This window comes from Blautia sp. 210820-DFI.6.14, assembly GCF_020558815.1.
Taxonomy (GTDB): domain Bacteria; phylum Bacillota; class Clostridia; order Lachnospirales; family Lachnospiraceae; genus Blautia_A; species Blautia_A obeum.
The window spans coordinates 78,731-97,978 of sequence record NZ_JAJCKS010000002.1; the positions used below are offsets into that span (position 1 = coordinate 78,731).

A 19,248-nucleotide genomic window follows, 5' to 3' on the forward strand; every position below is an offset into this window, starting at 1 on the left:
CTATGAGCGGATTATCACATTTAGATGAACTGGAAGCAGAAGCAATATATATTATCCGGGAAGTGGCAGCAGAATGCGAAAAACCTGTTATGCTTTATTCCATTGGAAAAGACAGCTCAGTGATGCTTCATCTCGCACTGAAAGCCTTTTATCCGGAAAAACCACCTTTCCCGTTTTTACATGTAAATACAACCTGGAAATTCAAGGAAATGATCGAGTTTCGTGACAAGACAGCAAAAGATCTTGGAATCGAAATGCTGGAATATATCAATGAGGACGGTGTGAAGCAGGGAATCAACCCATTTGACAACGGATCCGCTTATACTGATATCATGAAAACACAGGCTTTGAAGCAGGCCCTCAACAAATACGGATTTACCGCAGCATTCGGAGGCGGCCGTCGTGATGAGGAAAAGAGCCGTGCCAAAGAGAGGATCTTTTCTTTCCGTAATGAAAACCACGCCTGGGATCCGAAGAACCAGAGACCGGAGATGTGGAAACTTTACAATACAGAGATCAACAAAGGCGAGAGTATCCGTGTTTTCCCAATCTCCAACTGGACAGAGAAAGATATCTGGCAGTACATAAAAAGAGAAAATATTCCGATCGTGCCTCTTTACTTTGCAAAAGAGCGTCCGGTAGTATATCGTGACGGAAACATCATTATGGTGGATGATGACCGTATGCGTCTCAAACCTGGCGAGAAACCGGAAATGAAAAAAGTCCGTTTCCGTACCCTGGGCTGTTATCCACTGACCGGCGGTATCCTTTCTGATGCAGATACCCTTGATGCGATCATCGATGAGACATTAAGTTCTGTTGAATCTGAGAGAACCAGCCGAATCATTGATTCTGACGGCGGTGCAGCCAGCATGGAAAAGAGAAAGAGAGAGGGGTACTTCTAGATGAGTGGTTTACTGAAATTTATTACCTGCGGTAGTGTGGATGATGGAAAATCTACACTGATCGGACATGTACTTTACGATTCTAAGCTGCTTTATGCAGACCAGGAAAAAGCCCTGATCCTTGACAGTAAGGTAGGATCCAGAGGCGGTGCGATCGACTATTCACTTCTTCTGGATGGTCTGATGGCAGAGAGAGAACAGGGCATCACTATTGATGTTGCCTATCGCTATTTTACAACAGATAAGAGAAGCTTCATCGTTGCAGATACACCGGGACATGAAGAATATACAAGAAACATGGCAGTTGGTGCTTCTTTTGCACAGCTTGCAATCATCCTTGTCGATGCAAAACAGGGTGTTCTGGTACAGACAAGACGCCACAGCCGTATCTGTGCCCTGATGGGAATCCATCACTTTGTATTTGCAGTCAACAAGATGGACCTTGTAGACTACAGCGAAGAAAGATTCAATGAGATTGTAAAAGACATCAATGAACTTTCAGAAAATCTTGGACTTCAGGATGTTGTGATCATTCCGGTCAGTGCAACAGAAGGAGACAATGTAACTGTAAAATCTGAGAACATGCCTTGGTATACAGGCAAAACACTTTTGGATCATCTGGAAACAGTCGATGTGACAGAGACAGAGAGCGAAGCAGGATTCTACATGCCGGTTCAGAGAGTCTGCCGTCCTAACCACGAATTCCGTGGTTTTCAGGGACAGATTGAAAGTGGTAAGATCAAAGTCGGACAGACTATCACCACGCTTCCAAGCAATGAGACTGCAACGGTAAAATCTCTTCTGAACGGAAGTACTTCCGTAGAGGAAGCAGTGACAGGACAGGCAGTAACGATCCAGCTTGATAAAGAAGTAGATGTCAGCCGAGGCTGCGTACTCACTGACCAGGCCCGGCTCTCCGTAGCAAAAAGCTTTACTGCAACACTTCTCTGGATGGATGACAGTAAGCTGACACTTGGAAAAGAGTATCTGGTCAAACTGGGAACCAAGAGAATTCCTGGATTCATCCGTAGCATTAAATATAAAATCGATGTCAATACAGGTGAACATATCTCAGCAGATCATATTGAGAAAAATGAGATTGCTCTGTGTGAGATCGAACTGGCTGAGAAGATCGTTCTTGACGAGTTTAAGAAACACAAGACACTTGGCGAGATGATTCTGATCGACCGCGTAAGCCATATGACATCTGCCTGTGGTGTGCTTGAAACAGTAGAAAATGACGGAGAGAAACCATATTTCCAGAAAGATGACATCAAAGTCGGTGGTTATGTATTTGAAGAATTTTATTTTAATCTTGAAAATGCGATGATGTCCAAAGCTGGTTCTGATAAGAAGACTTATCATGTCGGTGACGAAGTGCCGGCTGTTGGGGACAGCTTCAAATATCCAGAATATTTTGATATTCTTTCTGTAGAGGATGGCGCAGCAGTTTTGATCCGCGATGGCAAGGTGGAAGATATTCAGAAGATTGAAGACTATCGTTATGTGGGACTTCCGGTTGTAGATGAGAGAGGAATGGCATTGCTTGTGAAGAGCAGAGCGGATCTTGAAAAATTCCTTGCGGAAGCAAAAAAGGTTACGGTAGAGAAACGCTCTGAGGTACACAATAAATGGTTTAGATTTGAAACATACAGGAAGGTTGTTTGTATGGACAACTTTTGGGTAATTTAAGGGTACTTCCTTAATAGGTTTGTGTATTAAAAATTATAATAATACATAACGGTATAATAAACAGAATGATAATTTTGTAAAAACACAATAAAAAAGATTTAACCTCTTTTTTATTGTGTTTTTTGATTATCTGTGGTATATTTATTTCAGATGAAAAATAATTCATGCCGAGACAGGAGAGCATATTGGAAACAGTGGATCGCTGTTTTACTTGTGCTCATTTTTTTTGCAAAGAACAGTGGGGAAGGAACTTAAGATGGAACGTATATTCTGGGAGGCAGTAGAAGAAAACCCAATCATAGCAGCAGTGAAAAATATGGAAGATCTGGAGAAGTGTTGCAGCCTTTCAGATATACATGTGGTGTTTATTTTATTTGGAGATATCTGTTCTATTGCCGACATTGTACAAAAGGTTAAAGAAGCGGGTAAGATTGCGATGATCCATGTTGACCTGATCGGAGGATTAAGTACAAGAGAAATTGCTGTTGAATTTTTAAAGAATAATACAGAAGCTGATGGAATCATTACGACAAAGCCGGCATTGGTCCGAAAGGCCAGAGAACTTTCTATGTATACGGTACTTCGTTATTTCCTTTTGGATTCGATGGCATACGAGAATATTCTTTCACAGCAGCACAGTGTACATCCTGATTTCATTGAAGTTCTTCCAGGTGCAATGCCAAAAGTTATACATAGACTGTGTGCTGAAATCAAAGTGCCTGTGATCGCCGGAGGTCTGATCACTGACAAAGAATCCGTGATGGGAACTCTTACTGCCGGAGCGACAGCCGTCTCTTCAACCAATCATAAAGTGTGGAATTTGTAATTCGAATACACTTTTAAAAGGGAGGTTTTTATATGAAATATATTATGGCGCTGGATGCGGGGACAACCAGCAATCGTTGTATCTTATTTAACGAAAAAGGAGAAATGTGCAGCGTGGCACAGCGTGAATTTCACCAGTATTTTCCGAAGCCAGGCTGGGTAGAGCATGATGCGGATGAAATCTGGGCAAGCATGCTTGGTGTAGCAGTTGAAGCGATGAATATGATTGGAGCAGAGGCACGCGATATTGCGGCAATTGGTATTACGAATCAGCGTGAAACCGCAATTGTCTGGGATAAAAACACCGGTGATCCAATCTATCATGCAATCGTATGGCAGTGCCGCAGGACATCTGAGTATTGTGATTCTCTGAAAGCAAAGGGACTCACCGATAAATTCCGTATGAAAACCGGACTGGTGATCGATGCGTATTTTTCAGCAACTAAGGTAAAATGGATTCTGGATAATGTGCCGGGAGCCAGAGAAAAAGCAGAACGTGGAGACCTTCTTTTCGGAACAGTCGAAACCTGGCTGATCTGGAAACTGACCAAGGGTGCAGTACATATTACAGATTATTCCAACGCATCCCGAACAATGTTGTTTAATATCAATACGCTGCAGTGGGATGATGAAATACTTGAAGAACTGAATATCCCCAAATCTATGCTTCCGACACCAAAACCGTCCAGTTGTATTTATGGTACGGCAGATCCTTCTTTCCTGGGAGGACCAATTCCGATTGCAGGAGCTGCAGGAGACCAGCAGTCTGCATTGTTCGGACAGACTTGTTTCCAGCCAGGCGAAGCAAAAAATACATATGGTACCGGCTGCTTTCTTCTGATGAATACGGGGGAGAAACCTGTTTTTTCTGAAAATGGCCTGGTTACGACAATTGCCTGGGGCCTGGATGGCAAAGTGAATTATGCGTTGGAAGGTTCGATTTTTGTTGCAGGAGCTGCAATCCAGTGGCTTCGAGATGAAATGCGTCTGATTGATTCTGCTGAGGATTCGGAATATATGGCAAAGAAAGTCAAAGATACAAATGGTTGTTATGTTGTGCCAGCTTTTACCGGGTTGGGAGCTCCACACTGGGATCAGTATGCGAGGGGGACGATCGTTGGAATTACCCGTGGGGTAAATAAATATCACATCATCCGTGCGACGCTGGACTCTCTTGCATATCAGGTAAATGATGTGCTGCAGTCCATGAGAGCAGATTCCGGTATTCAACTGGCTTCACTTAAGGTAGATGGAGGAGCCAGTGCGAATGACTTTTTGATGCAGACGCAGGCAGATATCATTAACGCTCCGGTCAATCGTCCACGATGCGTAGAGACAACGGCCATGGGTGCTGCTTATCTGGCAGGGCTTGCTGTCAAATACTGGACCAGCAAGGAAGAAGTCCTTCAGAATTGGGCAATTGATAAGACCTTTATCCCAGAGATCACAGATGAAGCGCGAAGTAAACGCATTTGTGGATGGGAGAAAGCAGTCAAATATGCCTACGGATGGGCACGTGATGAAGAAAACTGATTACAAAAATAAAAATATATGATGGCATGAGAGAAGAGAGCCTGACATTAGATCCATGATACATGGGTTTATTTGTCGGGCTTTTTCTTATATAGAATTCAACAATGAGGAGGAAAATAAAAATGGAAAAATATGATGTGATCATTATTGGTGCTGGAGTTACCGGTACGGCAGTTGCAAGAGAACTGTCCCGTTATCAGATAAAAACCTGTGTACTGGAAAGAGAGGAAGATGTATGTTGTGGAACTTCCAAAGCAAACAGTGCGATCATCCATGCCGGTTACGATGCAGAACCGGGAACTTTGAAAGCAAAATTAAATGTAAGAGGAAATCTGCTGATTGGAGAACTGGCTGAAAAACTGGATTTTCCATTTAAACGGAATGGTTCACTTGTGCTATGTCTGGACGAAAAAGACTATCCAAATCTACAGAAGCTTTATGAAAAAGGAATTACAAATGGGGTAAAGAAGCTTCGGATTTTGAATCATGATGAAGTGCTGGAGATGGAACCAAATGTGTCTGAAAATGTGTACGCAGCTCTGTACGCGCCAACCGGTGGAATTGTGTGTCCGTTTAATATGACAATTGCTTTTGCGGAAAATGCCTGTGTCAATGGAGTGGAGTTTCGTTTTGATACAGAAGTATTAAACATTTCACGGATTTCTTCTGGTACAGAGAACTGGAAAATTGAAACAACCAGTGGTACTTATGAAACAAAATGTATTATTAATGCAGCTGGAGTCTATGCTGATCGTTTTCATAATATGGTCAGCGAAAAGAAAATTCATATTATACCACGTAAAGGTGAATACTGTCTCCTTGACAAAAGTGCGGGCAGCCATGTGAGTCATACAGTTTTTGCACTCCCGGGAAAATTTGGCAAAGGTGTTCTGGTTACGCCTACTGTTCATGGAAATCTGCTGATTGGTCCAACTGCACAGGATATTGAAAATAAAGAAGGAACAAATACAACAAGAGATGGGCTGGATCAGGTATTTATCAAATCCTCCAACAGCGTCAGAAATATTCCGACAAGACAGGTGATCACATCTTTTGCAGGTCTTCGAGCCCATGAAGACGGAGATGATTTTATTATTGGAGAAACGGAAAAAGATTTTATAGACTGTGCCGGAATTGAATCCCCGGGATTATCCAGTGCACCGGCAATCGGAGAAATGGTTGCAGATATTCTTAAGAAAAAATATGACCTGAAAGAAAAAGAAAACTTTGTATCAACAAGAAAAGGTATTGCTGACCTGAATGCAATGTCGCTTGAAGAGAGAAACGAATATATTCGTCGCAATCCGGCTTATGGAAATATTATTTGCCGATGTGAAATGGTAAGCGAAGGGGAAATTATTGATGCGATCAAAAGACCTGTTGGAGCCAGATCCCTTGATGGTGTCAAACGACGTACCAGAGCAGGCATGGGACGATGTCAGGCAGGCTTCTGTTCACCGAGAACAATGGAAATTCTTGCGAGAGAACTTGAAACTCCAATTGGAAAAATTACAAAATGTGGCGGAGATTCCAGAATCATTGAAGGCGTAAATAAAGATTCATTTCAGGAGGGAAATAAATGAAAACATATGATATTGTAATCATTGGTGGTGGCCCGGCAGGATTGTCGGCAGCTGTTGCAGCACGAAAGAATGGAACAGAAAGTATTTTGATTCTTGAAAGAGACAAGGAACTCGGAGGAATTCTGAATCAGTGTATTCACAATGGATTTGGTCTTCATACATTTCAGGAAGAACTGACAGGACCGGAATATGCAGGACGTTTTATCACACAAGTTATTGAATTGGGAATAGAGTATAAATTACATACTATGGTCATGGATATCAGTGCCGACAAGGTTGTAACGGCAATGAACCGTGAAGACGGTATGTTTCAGATCCAGGCAAAAGCAGTGATTCTTGCAATGGGATGCAGAGAACGTTCCCGGGGAGCACTTAATATTCCGGGATACCGTCCGGCAGGCATTTTTTCGGCAGGAACTGCACAGCGTCTTGTTAACATTGAGGGATATCTTCCAGGACGCAAAGTTGTGATTCTTGGATCAGGTGATATTGGTCTGATCATGGCAAGAAGAATGACTCTGGAAGGTGCAGAAGTACAAGTTGTTGCAGAACTGATGCCATATTCCGGCGGATTGAAGCGAAATATTGTACAGTGTCTGGATGATTTTGGAATTCCGCTGAAACTTAGCCATACTGTAATCGATATAAAAGGAAAAGAAAGAGTGGAGGGTATTACTCTTGCAGAAGTAGACAAGTCAGGTAAGCCAATTCCTGGAACAGAGGAAGAATATGAATGTGATACGCTGCTTCTTTCGGTTGGTTTGATTCCGGAAAATGAAATTTCACGTGGAATGGGAGTTGAACTGAATCCGGTCACTTCAGGCCCAAGGGTAAATGAAAGCCTGGAAACAAACATGGAAGGTGTTTTTGCATGTGGAAATGTGCTTCATGTTCATGATCTGGTGGATTTTGTATCGGAAGAGGCTGCAGCTGCCGGACGGAATGCATCCATGTATGTTCGGAGAAAAGAGAATGCAGGTGAATCCTATAAAGATGCACGAGAAATACTTTTGGTGCCAGAAGCAGGAGTAAGATATACGGTTCCTTCCGTGATTCGCATAGAACATATGGCAAAAGAGCTGACAGTTCGTTTCCGCGTCGGCGGAGTATATAAAAACTGTTATATCAGCTGTTATTTAGGTAAAGAGAGAATTATCCACAGAAAACGTCCGGTAGTGGCACCTGGTGAGATGGAACAGATCAAACTGACAAAAGAACAGCTGCTGGGATATCCATATGCAGATAAAATCACACTTAAAATTGAGGAGGCATAGAGTATGGAGACGAGAAATCTGACATGCATTGGCTGTCCAATGGGCTGCCCGCTTACAGTGAAAATAGAAAATGGAACCGTATTAAGTGTAGAAGGAAATACCTGTAAAAGAGGTGCAATATATGGAAAGAAGGAGGTAACAGATCCGACTCGTATTGTAACAACAACTGTTCACGTATCTGGTGGTGTTGAAAATATGGTATCTGTCAAAACACAGAGCGATATTCCAAAAGATAAAATTTTTGACTGTATTCATGCACTTAAAAATGTTACTGTTTCTGCACCTGTGCATATCGGAGATGTGATCCTTAAAGATGTTGCGCATACAGGTGTCGCCATCATCGCAACTAAAAATGTCGAGTAAATCCATTCAATTCCATTGACAATCCAGCATGAAAAGTCTATCATAAAAACAGTATTTTTTCCTGAAAATCCACCTCAGACAGGGGTGGATTTCGTTCAGGAAAGGGTATCATACATCAACAAAGGAGAATTACATATCATGACAATATCCATGATAGGCATCGATCATGACAGAGCGCCCGTAGATATCCGGGCTTTGTTTGCGTTTACAAAGAAAAATGCCGGTGAAGCAATGGAAAAACTCAAAGAGACAGCAGGAATCCATGGCTGTATCATACTTTCAACCTGCAATCGTCTTGAAATTTGGGCAAGCCACGAAGACGACCAGGAACTTTCTCTTTACCAGTGCCTTTGCCAGCTTAAAAATATACAGGATGATTCTTATGAATCTTATTTTGTTTCAAGAACAGACCGTGAGGCTGCAGAACATCTTTTTTATCTGGCAGGAGGACTGAAATCTCAGATTCTGGGTGAAGATCAGATCCTGACGCAGATTAAAGATGCACTGAACCTTGCAAGGGAACATTTTACGACAGATAGTATACTGGAAGTCCTTTTTCGCATGGCTGTTACAGCCGGAAAGAAAATCAAGACAGAAGCACCACTTGCACATGGAAATCCATCGGTTATCCATCAGGCGGTCAGTCACCTGAAAGAGCAGGGATATGATATGCATGGAAAAATCTGCATGGTGATCGGAAATGGTGAAATGGGAAAAGTTGCAGCGCAGACTTTGCGGGATGCAGGGGCAAATGTAACGGTAACTGTCCGTCAGTACCGCAGTGGTATGGTGAGTATTCCGATAGGATGCAGCCGCATTCATTATGGAGAACGTATGAACTTTTTGCCAAACTGCGATATTGTAGTCAGTGCGACCGCCAGTCCGAATTTTACTTTGCGGGAAGAATTGTTCCGGGACATTACAATCCGGAAGCCACTTTTGCTTTTGGATCTTGCGGTTCCGAGAGACATTGAACCATCTCTGGGCAGAAAAGAAAATATTACGCTTTATGATATGGACAGCTTCCATACAGAAAAACTGTCACCGGAAGCCAATGAGAGTCTGGTCAGGGCAGCTGCAATCGTAGAAGAACAGATGGCTGAATTTTTTCAGTGGCTGGATGGAAGAGATGTAATTCCGAGAATTCAGGAGATTAAGGCAGAGGCTGTTCAGGATCTGAATCTCCGTATTGAAAAGATACTCAAAAAGACACCTATGCAGGAAGAAGACAGAGTGCAGCTTCTCGAGGCAGTGGATACCGCAGCAGGAAAAGTTGTCAATAAAATGATCTTTGGGCTCAGAGACAGCCTGAATCAGGAAGCTTTTCTGGAATGTGTGGCAGGATTGGAGAAAGTATATGAAGAATAAACGATATTTTCCGATGTTTATTGATCTGTCCGATAAAAAGATTGTTGTAGTTGGTGGCGGAAATATTGCGACCAGGAGAATAAGGACATTGCTGCAGTTTACAAGAAATATTACGGCAATTGCACCGAAATCGACTATGGAGCTGCAGGAACTTGGCAAAACCGGTTATGTCAATCTGATTACACGTCCGGTAAAAAGGTCAGATTTTGATATGGCATATATGGTGATCGCAGCTACAAACGACTGGAAATTAAACGATGAGATATACCGTGTCTGTAAAGAAGAGGGAATTTATGTCAATGTTGCAGACGATAAGAGTAAATGCGATTTCTATTTCCCGGGTATTTATATGAAAGATGAAGTTGTGATCGGAATTACCGCCAGTGGCCTGGATCACAGCAGAGCCAAAAAAGTCCGCCTGGCAATTCAGGAAGCAATGGAGGCATCAGATGATACAGACAACAGCGAAGAATAAAGTTATTATCGGAAGTAGAGAGAGCCGTCTTGCTGTTTTACAGAGTGAGATGGTACGTGATTACATAAAAGAACAGCATCCGGGACTGGATGTTGAAATTCTTACAATGAAAACAACTGGAGACAAAATCCTTGACCGGACACTTGACAAAGTTGGCGGAAAAGGCCTTTTTGTAAAAGAACTGGACAAGGCATTGCTGGAAGGCAGAACAATGCTGTCTGTGCACAGTCTGAAAGACATGCCGATGGAAGTTCCGGAAGACCTGCCACTGCTTGCTTTTTCCAGAAGAGAGGATCCGAGAGATGTTCTGGTGCTGCCGGAGGGTGCAGCCAGCCTGGATCCTTTGAAACCTCTGGGCTGTTCCAGTCTTCGTCGCACTTTGCAGCTGCAAACAATTTATCCGGATATGAAAGTGAAAAGTATCAGGGGAAATCTTCAGACAAGACTGCGTAAGCTGGATGCAGGAGAATATGCGGGGCTGATCCTTGCGGCAGCAGGCCTGAAGCGTCTGGGCCTGGAAAAAAGAATTCATCGTTATTTTTCAGCAGATGAGATTCTTCCGGCAGCCGGACAGGGGATTCTTGCCGTACAGGGACATAAAGGCCTGAAATATGAATATCTGAGTGGATATAAGGACGAGGATGCATGGATAGCAGGCACTGCAGAAAGAGCTTTTGTCAGATATCTGGACGGAGGCTGTTCCTCACCGGTTGCTGCATTTGGTATTGTGGAAGGTGAGGAGCTGTTTCTTCGAGGACTTTATTACAGGGAAAAAGATGGCAGATATTTTAAAGACAGTATCCGAGGACCAAAGACAGAAGCGGCCCGCCTGGGTATGTGTCTGGCCGAACAAATGAAACGTGAGCATGAAGAACAGGAGAACGACAAATATACAGGAGGAGAGCCAGTATGAAAAAAGGAAAAGTGTGGCTTGTGGGAGCCGGACCGGGTGATATCGGGCTTTTCACACTGAAAGGTATGGAAGTGCTTCAGCAGGCGGAGGTCGTGGTATATGACAGCCTGGTGGGGCAGGGGGTCCTTGCAAAAGTGCCGACCACGGCTCGTCTGATCGATGTAGGAAAACGTGCTGATAAGCATACGATGCCACAGGAACAGATCAATCAGGTATTGCTTGAAGAAGCGCAGAAAGGTCAGCGCGTGGTTCGCCTGAAAGGAGGAGACCCGTTTCTTTTTGGAAGGGGTGGAGAAGAACTGGAACTTCTGACAGTAAATGGTATTCCCTATGAAATCGTTCCAGGTGTGACTTCATCCATTGCAGTTCCTGCATATAATGGAATTCCGGTAACGCACAGGGATTTTTGCTCATCTGTGCATATTATTACCGGACACAGACGTGCCGGAAAGGAATACGATATAGATTTTAAAGCTCTGGTCAATACAAAGGGAACTCTGGTATTTCTGATGGGTATTGCGGCACTGTCAGATATTTGTTTTGGCTTACTTGAAGCTGGAATGGATCCGGCTATGCCGGCGGCCGTTCTCCAAAAGGGAACTACGGCAGATCAAAAGAGGGTGGTGGCAACCGTAGCAACTCTGAAGGAGGAAGTAGATCGCCAGGGAATAGAAACACCGGCGATTATTGTTGTCGGAAAGGTATGCAGACTTGCAGATGAATTTGGCTGGTATGAAAAACTTCCTCTTGCAGGATGGAAAGTTCTTGTAACCCGTCCAAAGGGGCGTAGTTCACGAACCGCGGAGGAATTGCGCAGAAGGGGCGCGGAAGTTCTGGAACTTCCATCAATTCGAACAGTTCCGCTTGAAGATCAGAGTACACTTGTTCATGCATTTGAGGAAATTTCCTCTTACCAGTGGATCGTATTTACCAGTCCGACCGGAGTGGAAATCTTTTTTGATGAGCTGAAAAAAGCACATAAAGATATTCGCAGCCTGGCAGGAGCACAGATTGCTGCAATCGGTCAGGGCACGGCAAAAGTTCTGGAAGACAGGGGCATTCTTGTTAATCTGATTCCGGAAGTTTATGATGGCGAATCACTTGGCGAAGCACTGGCAGTGAAACTTCAGGGAGGAGAGAAGATTCTTCTGCCGAGGGCGAGAAAAGGCAATCAGAAGCTTGTAAAGATTCTTAAGGAACAAGGCGGACAGGTCAGTGATATTCCAACCTATGATACAGTATATGAGAAAAGCAGTCTGATTCATATTGACAGGGAAATTGAAAGTGATTCCATAGATTGTGTAGTATTTACAAGCGCATCTACTGTAAAAGGATTTGTAGAGAGTACCGGGCTTTTGGATTACTCCAAAGTTACTGCGGCATGCATTGGAAAACAGACAAAAGCTGCGGCAGACAATTATGGAATGCAGACATATATGTCAGAAAAAGCAACCATTGATTCGCTTGTAGAACTGGTTGTTAAAATAAAAAACAGATAAGGTAAACAAATAAGGAAGAGGTGCATTAAAATGGATCTGATTCAGAGACCAAGAAGACTTCGTGGAAGTGAAACATTACGTAAAATGGTAAGAGAAACAAGAATTGATAAATCATCGCTGATCTATCCGCTTTTTGTAAAAGAAGGTACTGGAATTGAAGAGGAAATTCCGTCTATGGAGGGACAGTACCGTTACAGTGTGGATCGTCTTCCATATGAACTGGAACGTCTGCAGAAAGCAGGAGTCAGCAGCATCATGCTTTTCGGTATTCCAGATCATAAAGATGAAGTGGGCAGTGGCGCATATGACGAATACGGAATTGTTCAGAAAGCACTGAGAGAGGCCAGAAGACAGTTCCCGGATCTTTACTATATTACAGATGTATGTATGTGTGAATATACTTCTCATGGCCATTGTGGTGTGCTCTGCGGACATGAGGTTGAAAATGATGCGACGTTAGATCTGCTTGCAAAGACAGCACTCTCTCATGTAGAGGCAGGTGCTGATATGGTGGCGCCTTCCGATATGATGGATGGCCGTGTGCGTGCAATCCGTGAGTGCCTGGATAAAGCAGGACATAAAGAAACACCAATCATGTCTTATGCGGTCAAATATGCATCGGCTTTTTATGGCCCGTTTCGTGATGCGGCAGGTTCTGCACCATCTTTTGGAGACCGTAAAAGTTACCAGATGGATTACCATAATCGTCGTGAAGGAATGAAAGAGGCACTGACAGATATTGAAGAAGGTGCAGATATTATTATGATCAAGCCGGCAATGTCTTATCTTGATATGGTTTCAGAAGTATCAAAAGCAACCAATGTACCGATCGCAGCGTACAGTGTCAGCGGTGAATATGCCATGGTCAAGGCTGCCGCTAAAATGGGCTGGATCGATGAAGAAAAAATCGTCTGCGAAATGGCAGCAAGTGCATACAGAGCAGGTGTGAATATATATCTTACCTATTATGCAAAAGAACTTGCGCGTTTTATTGATGAAGGGAGAATTGGATAATGGGAAGATCAGAAGAATTATTTGAACGGGCGGTCAAAAGAATTCCGGGAGGGGTTAACAGTCCGGTAAGAGCTTATGGTGCAATTGGAATGGCACCGAGATTTATCAAACGTGCGGATGGATGCCATATTTATGATGTAGATGATAACTGTTATGTTGATTATATTGACTCCTGGGGACCAATGATCCTTGGACATAATTTTCCAGAAATCCGGGAGGCAGTGGTAAAAGCATGTGCGGAAGGCTTGAGCTTTGGATGTGCTACAGAGATTGAAGTGGAAATGGCAGAATTTATCTGTGAGCATCTTCCACATGTGGAAATGGTACGTATGGTAAATTCCGGTACAGAAGCAGTTATGAGTGCGATCCGTGCAGCCAGAGGCTATACAGGAAGGGACAAAATCATTAAATTTGCCGGATGTTACCATGGACACAGTGATGCGCTGCTGGTAAGTGCCGGTTCTGGTGTGATGACGAGTGGGGTTCCAGACAGCGCCGGTGTACCAAAGGGATGTACCCAGGATACGATGACCGCGGTCTATAATGATCTTGACAGTGTAAAAGCTCTTTTGGAGCAGGCAAAAGGACAGGTTGCAGCGGTGATTGTTGAACCGGTAGCTGCCAACATGGGTGTGGTTGCTCCGAAAAAAGGTTTTCTGGAAGGCCTTCGTACTTTGTGCGATCAGCATGGAACACTGTTGATCTTTGATGAGGTTATTACAGGATTTCGTCTGGCATTTGGTGGTGCCGCTGAATATTTTGGCGTAACACCGGATATGGTGACTTACGGCAAGATCATAGGTGCGGGTATGCCGGTGGGAGCATATGGCGGAAGAAGAGAAATCATGGAAATGGTTTCTCCTGCAGGTCCGGTATATCAGGCTGGTACTTTAAGTGGAAATCCGATTGCAATGGCAGCAGGACTTACACAGCTGAAATATCTGTATGAACATCAGGAAGTATATAAGGATCTGGAAGAAAAAGGCCAGAAACTGTATGGAGGAATTGAAGAGATCCTGAAAGAGGCAGGAAGTGAATATCATGTAAATCATGTTTCTTCTCTGGGAAGCCTGTTTTTTGCAAAAGAAGAAGTGGTGGATTATACTTCAGCCAAGTCTTCTGATACAAAAGCATTTGCAGATTATTTCCTAGCCATGCTGAAACAGGGAATCCATCTGGCACCTTCTCAATTTGAAGCAATGTTCCTTTCAACAGCGCATTCCGATGAAGTACTTGAAGATACACTTGCCAAGATCCGAAATTACTTTATGTAAAGTACGTAAGAAAATACACATTCAACAGAGAATGTCAACTTGTTCTTGCAAATGAATTGTGCTATAATTAGGACACCAAATGCGGATAGAGCTTTCGCACATATTCATCGAATTTTAGGAGGCAGTATAATGGGGAACAAGAAATATGTGGCCTATGTGGGTACATACACTTATGGTACCAGTAAGGGCATTCAGGTTTATGATGTAGATGTGGAGAATGGTAAACTGATCGAACGAAGCGAAGTTAACGTCAGCAATGCATCTCACACAGCAGTTTCCAAAAACGGTAAGTATCTGTATTCTATTGAGGACGAGGGTGTTGCGGTATTCAAACGTGACGAGAACGGAGACCTTGTTCGAATTAACAGTGTAGGAATTGACGGCATGAGAGGCTGTTTCCTTGCTACAGATGTGGACGGTCGTTATCTTTATGTTGCGGGATATCACGATGGCAAAGTAACGGTTGTACATACACATAAAGATGGAAGTCTTGGCCGTATTATGGATGGTGTATTTCATAAAGGACTTGGAAGTGTCGCAGAGCGTAACTTCCGTCCACATGTAAACTGTGTACGTCCGACACCGGATAATAAATATCTTTGTGCAGTTGACAATGGAATTGATCAGGTTAAGATCTATCGGATCAACAAAAGACGCCATAAACTGGAATTAGTAGATATTCTTCGCTGCCCGAGAGAGAGCGGACCAAGAATCATTCGTTTCAGTGCTGATGGAAAGTATGCATATATTCTGTTCGAATTAAGTAATGAGATTAAAGTTTACAGTTATGATGGAAGTGGAAACAATCCGGAATTTGAACTTCTGCAGAGTGTTTCTACATTGAGTAAGCAACATGACAAGGATGCGATTCACAATGCGGCTTCCGGTCTGGCACTTGCTCCTGATGGCAAACATCTTTTCTGCACAACAGCTGGTGAAAACACAGTCTCCATGTATGAGATTGATGCAGAAACCGGACTTCTGGAGAAAAAGTTCACTCTGCCGATCAGCGGTGATTATCCGAAGGATATAGTAATCTTCCCTGACAATCAGCATATTGCTGTTGCGAACCATGCAAGTAATACAATCACAACATTCAAAGTGGATTATGAGAAGAATATTATTGTGATGAATGATAAACCACATAAAATTGAAACTCCAAACAGTATTCATATGTGGCCGGTACCACAGGACTTTGATGCTGTTGAACCTTTAGCTGATGCAGAAGCTGAGCAGGAGTGATTTTTCTCATATATATTTGTAAATGTAAAGATCCCGCAGTTATGACTGCAGGATCTTTTTTGCGTTATAGAAGCGACTCTGTCTGATTTATTTTGTGTAAAATTTCTGAATATAGTCCAGACGGGAAGTCATATTGGCAAAAAGTGCATCTGTAATTGCAAGCGCACACATAGATTCAATAACGACAACTGCCCTTGGTACGATGACTGGATCGTGACGTCCATGAATTTCAAGAGAAATATTTTTGCCGTTGCATGTAGTTGTTTCCTGTGGCTGGCTAATGGAAGGGGTTGGTTTGATATAAACACGGAGAATGATCTCGCTTCCATCACTGATACCACCCATGATGCCACCGGCGTGATTGCTTGTTTTGCTGATTTGCCCGTTTTCAAAATGAAATCCATCATTATCATCGGAACCGTTCATATGTGCAACTTCTGTACCGTCACCGATTTCGACAGCTTTAACAGCACCGACAGACATAACTGCCTGGGCAAGTACTGCATCAAGTTTTTCGAAGACAGGGCTTCCAAGACCTGCTGGGACACCTGTGATACGACACTCTACAACACCACCGGCACTGTCCTGGCTTTTCATACATTTCTCCAGATATGTACCTGCCCTGGCAGCGGCATCCGCATCTGGCATATAAAATGCATTATTGTTGATTTCTTCTGAATCAAATTTTTTGATGGAAACAGGTCCGATGGATTTTGTATAAGTACAGAAAGAAATCCCTAAAGTTTCCAGAATTTTGGAGGCAATTGCACCTGATGCCACACGCCCGATAGTTTCCCGACCGGAAGAGCGGCCGCCGCCTCGATAATCACGAAAACCGTATTTGGCATCAAAAGTATAATCTGCGTGTCCGGGACGATAGGAAAGCGCGATATTGCCGTAATCTCTGGAACGCTGGTCAGTGTTGCGGACTATTAATGAAATTGGGGTACCGGTAGTTTTTCCCTCAAAAATGCCGGAAAGGATTTCGACAAGATCGCCCTCTTTACGTGCAGTTGTGTAGCGGCTCTGACCGGGTTTGCGTCTGTCGAGAAATTTTTGGATGTCTTCTTCACAGAGAGAAAGTCCTGCCGGGCAGCCGTCCACAACAGCACCAAGCGCTTTTCCATGAGATTCCCCCCAGGTAGTTACAGTGAAATGTGTACCAAAGCTGGATTTATTCATAAGTCTTATTGAGTCCTCCCTTATTACTGTAGTCCATCTTAACATATTAAATAAAGAAAGTCTACAATTTACACTATACCACTTTAAAACATAAATTGAGTAAATTTTTTGTGAATACAATTCCGTTGGAATTGACAAAAATCCTGTCACATTTTATAATATATCCATATGACCTAAAATGAGAGTGGAAGGGGAGTGTAATCGTGGTTAGGATGTTTCGTACATCAGACGGAGCAATTCATGAAATTCAGGAACCTCAGGATGGCTGCTGGGTTGCCCTTACAAATCCTACGGCAACAGAAATCTTTGAGATATCCGAGCAGTTTCAGATAGAGGTCGATGATCTGAGAGCTCCTCTGGATGAGGAGGAACGGTCACGTATTGAGGTGGAGGATAATTACACTCTGATCCTGGTTGATGTTCCTATGATCGAGGAACGAAATGACAAGGACTGGTATGGTACGATTCCGCTGGGTATTATAGTCACAGATAAGATGATTTTTACGGTATGTCTGGAAGATACACAGGTTCTTACCAGATTTATGGAGGGACGTGTGCGTAATTTCTTTACTTATATGAAGACACGTTTTATTCTTCAGATACTGTATCGTAATTCCAGCATGTATCTGCGTTATCTGCGTATTATTGACAAGAAAAGTGAACAGGTTGAGGAAAAACTTCATTTTTCTCCGCGAAATCAGGAACTGATCGAGCTTTTGGAACTGGAAAAATCTCTGGTGTATTTTACTACTTCACTGAGATCAAATGAAGCGGTGCTCGAGAAGCTGATCAAGCTGGAGAGCATTAAGAAATATCCTGAAGATACAGAACTTCTTGAAGATGTTATCATTGAGAATACACAGGCGATTGAGATGGCGAATATATACAGCGGTATCCTGCAGAGTATGATGGATGCGTTTGCATCTGTTATATCCAATAACCTGAATGATGTTATGAAAATTTTGTCTGTGATCACGATCGTTATGAGTATTCCGACGATTATCTTTAGTGCATATGGAATGAACCTGGCACCGTCCGGAATGCCTTTCTCCAGTACGATTTGGGGATTTCTGATCGTAATTCTGGTCTCTATTGCGGCCAGTATCATTGCAGCACTTTTCCTGTCAAAAAAGAAATATTTTTGATAAGGCAGGTATTCATCTTTCCGAACAGTACTTATTAACTGAAAAAGGAGAAGAAGTGATTTTATGAATTGGATCGATAAACTGGAACGCAAATTTGGAAGACATGGTGGAATACCGAATCTGACAGTGTATATTATTATCTGTTATGTGATAGGGTATTTGCTCACTTATATGAATCCATCGCTGCTCAGTATGATGAGTCTGGATGTTTCCAAGATTCTGCAGGGACAGATCTGGCGTCTGGTCACCTGGGTGATCTATCCACCAAGCACCGGTAATTTCCTATTGTTTGCGATTTCTATTCTGTTCTTTTATTATCCGATCGGTACCTCTCTTGAGCGTACCTGGGGAAGCTTCCGGTATACATTGTATATATTTTCCGGGCTTCTCTTTGTTTTGATCGCAGCGTTTATCACTTATTTTGTGACAGGTGGTTTTGTTGTGATCGATGGAATGACTTATATGATCGGTGGAAGTGTTTTTACGACCTATTATGTCAGTCTTTCTGTATTTCTTGCTTATGCGGCATGCTATCCGGATATGCAGATCCTTCTGTGGTTTGTGATTCCGATCAAAATGAAATGGATGGCATGGGTATATGGCGCGATCATTGTTTATAATATGATTTCATATGTAAGAGTTGGTCTGTGGGTTATGGCTGTTCCGATCCTTGCATCTCTCTTGAATTTTGTTCTGTTCTTTTTCAGTAACAGAAACATGTATCGGTATAATCCTAAAGAGGTACACCGACGCAGAGAGTTTAAGAAGGCAATGGCACAGAGCAGAGTAAATCTGGCAACAGGTGGCATTACCAAACATAAATGTGCAATTTGTGGTCGTACAGAGAAGGATGATCCGAATCTGGAATTTCGTTTCTGTTCCAAATGCAATGGTAATTATGAGTACTGCCAGGATCATCTGTTTACACACCAGCATGTGAAATAATGCCAATATAACGAGG

The 19,248-nt window shown here is 43.0% G+C and carries 17 protein-coding genes; 16 read left to right on the forward strand and 1 reads right to left on the reverse strand.

The window, feature by feature from the left end; all coding sequences use genetic code 11:
* The first annotated feature begins 2 nt into the window (after positions 1 to 2).
* From cysD to LI112_RS03005, 14 genes are all read left to right on the forward strand, one after another.
* Complete coding sequence (cysD, locus tag LI112_RS02940) at positions 3 to 905, forward strand: sulfate adenylyltransferase subunit CysD (protein ID WP_005425519.1); 903 nt, start codon at positions 3 to 5, stop codon at positions 903 to 905.
* Complete coding sequence (locus tag LI112_RS02945) at positions 906 to 2,597, forward strand: sulfate adenylyltransferase subunit 1 (RefSeq protein ID WP_227190211.1); 1,692 nt, start codon at positions 906 to 908, stop codon at positions 2,595 to 2,597.
* Between the two features lie 256 nt (positions 2,598 to 2,853).
* Complete coding sequence (locus tag LI112_RS02950) at positions 2,854 to 3,423, forward strand: glycerol-3-phosphate responsive antiterminator (RefSeq protein WP_227190212.1); 570 nt, start codon at positions 2,854 to 2,856, stop codon at positions 3,421 to 3,423.
* A gap of 32 nt (positions 3,424 to 3,455) precedes the next feature.
* Positions 3,456 to 4,955: a glycerol kinase GlpK gene (glpK, locus tag LI112_RS02955; RefSeq protein ID WP_227190213.1), complete on the forward strand. Its 1,500-nt coding sequence runs from the start codon at positions 3,456 to 3,458 to the stop codon at positions 4,953 to 4,955.
* Positions 4,956 to 5,077: 122 nt separating this feature from the next.
* Positions 5,078 to 6,538: an NAD(P)/FAD-dependent oxidoreductase gene (locus LI112_RS02960; protein WP_227190214.1), complete on the forward strand. Its 1,461-nt coding sequence runs from the start codon at positions 5,078 to 5,080 to the stop codon at positions 6,536 to 6,538.
* Entirely contained in the window at positions 6,535 to 7,812 is a 1,278-nt protein-coding gene (locus LI112_RS02965; protein ID WP_227190215.1) for an NAD(P)/FAD-dependent oxidoreductase, read from the forward strand. The genes LI112_RS02960 and LI112_RS02965 overlap by 4 nt, the downstream gene beginning before the upstream one ends.
* A gap of 3 nt (positions 7,813 to 7,815) precedes the next feature.
* On the forward strand, positions 7,816 to 8,175 hold the full coding sequence (locus LI112_RS02970; protein WP_138343278.1) for a DUF1667 domain-containing protein: 360 nt from the start codon (positions 7,816 to 7,818) through the stop codon (positions 8,173 to 8,175).
* A 138-nt stretch (positions 8,176 to 8,313) separates the two neighbouring features.
* On the forward strand, positions 8,314 to 9,543 hold the full coding sequence (gene hemA / locus LI112_RS02975; protein ID WP_129796101.1) for a glutamyl-tRNA reductase: 1,230 nt from the start codon (positions 8,314 to 8,316) through the stop codon (positions 9,541 to 9,543).
* Positions 9,533 to 10,018, forward strand: coding sequence for a bifunctional precorrin-2 dehydrogenase/sirohydrochlorin ferrochelatase (locus LI112_RS02980; RefSeq protein ID WP_005425427.1), 486 nt, complete (start codon positions 9,533 to 9,535; stop codon positions 10,016 to 10,018). Before hemA ends, LI112_RS02980 begins: the two co-directional genes overlap by 11 nt.
* Entirely contained in the window at positions 9,993 to 10,931 is a 939-nt protein-coding gene (gene hemC, locus LI112_RS02985) for a hydroxymethylbilane synthase (protein WP_005425429.1), read from the forward strand. The genes LI112_RS02980 and hemC overlap by 26 nt, the downstream gene beginning before the upstream one ends.
* On the forward strand, positions 10,928 to 12,430 hold the full coding sequence (gene cobA, locus LI112_RS02990) for a uroporphyrinogen-III C-methyltransferase (protein WP_227190216.1): 1,503 nt from the start codon (positions 10,928 to 10,930) through the stop codon (positions 12,428 to 12,430). The genes hemC and cobA overlap by 4 nt, the downstream gene beginning before the upstream one ends.
* 30 nt (positions 12,431 to 12,460) lie before the next feature.
* The gene (hemB, locus tag LI112_RS02995) at positions 12,461 to 13,444 is read left to right on the forward strand and encodes a porphobilinogen synthase (protein WP_055055201.1); all 984 of its coding nucleotides are present in this window, start codon (positions 12,461 to 12,463) and stop codon (positions 13,442 to 13,444) included.
* Positions 13,444 to 14,718 (forward strand): glutamate-1-semialdehyde 2,1-aminomutase, encoded by a 1,275-nt coding sequence (hemL, locus tag LI112_RS03000; RefSeq protein ID WP_227190217.1) that lies wholly within the window; start codon positions 13,444 to 13,446, stop codon positions 14,716 to 14,718. The genes hemB and hemL overlap by 1 nt, the downstream gene beginning before the upstream one ends.
* A 129-nt stretch (positions 14,719 to 14,847) precedes the next feature.
* Complete coding sequence (locus LI112_RS03005; RefSeq protein WP_118392906.1) at positions 14,848 to 15,960, forward strand: lactonase family protein; 1,113 nt, start codon at positions 14,848 to 14,850, stop codon at positions 15,958 to 15,960.
* Positions 15,961 to 16,047: 87 nt separating this feature from the next.
* Here LI112_RS03005 and aroC read toward each other — a convergent pair whose 3' ends face one another.
* Positions 16,048 to 17,142 (reverse strand): chorismate synthase, encoded by a 1,095-nt coding sequence (aroC, locus tag LI112_RS03010; RefSeq protein ID WP_227190218.1) that lies wholly within the window; start codon positions 17,140 to 17,142, stop codon positions 16,048 to 16,050.
* Between the two features lie 203 nt (positions 17,143 to 17,345).
* On the opposite strand from aroC, the gene LI112_RS03015 reads away from it, so the two are divergent.
* Both LI112_RS03015 and LI112_RS03020 read left to right on the forward strand, forming a co-directional pair.
* On the forward strand, positions 17,346 to 18,287 hold the full coding sequence (locus LI112_RS03015) for a magnesium transporter CorA family protein (protein WP_022389407.1): 942 nt from the start codon (positions 17,346 to 17,348) through the stop codon (positions 18,285 to 18,287).
* Positions 18,288 to 18,350: 63 nt separating this feature from the next.
* Complete coding sequence (locus LI112_RS03020) at positions 18,351 to 19,232, forward strand: rhomboid family intramembrane serine protease (protein ID WP_227190219.1); 882 nt, start codon at positions 18,351 to 18,353, stop codon at positions 19,230 to 19,232.
* Positions 19,233 to 19,248 lie beyond the last annotated feature (16 nt).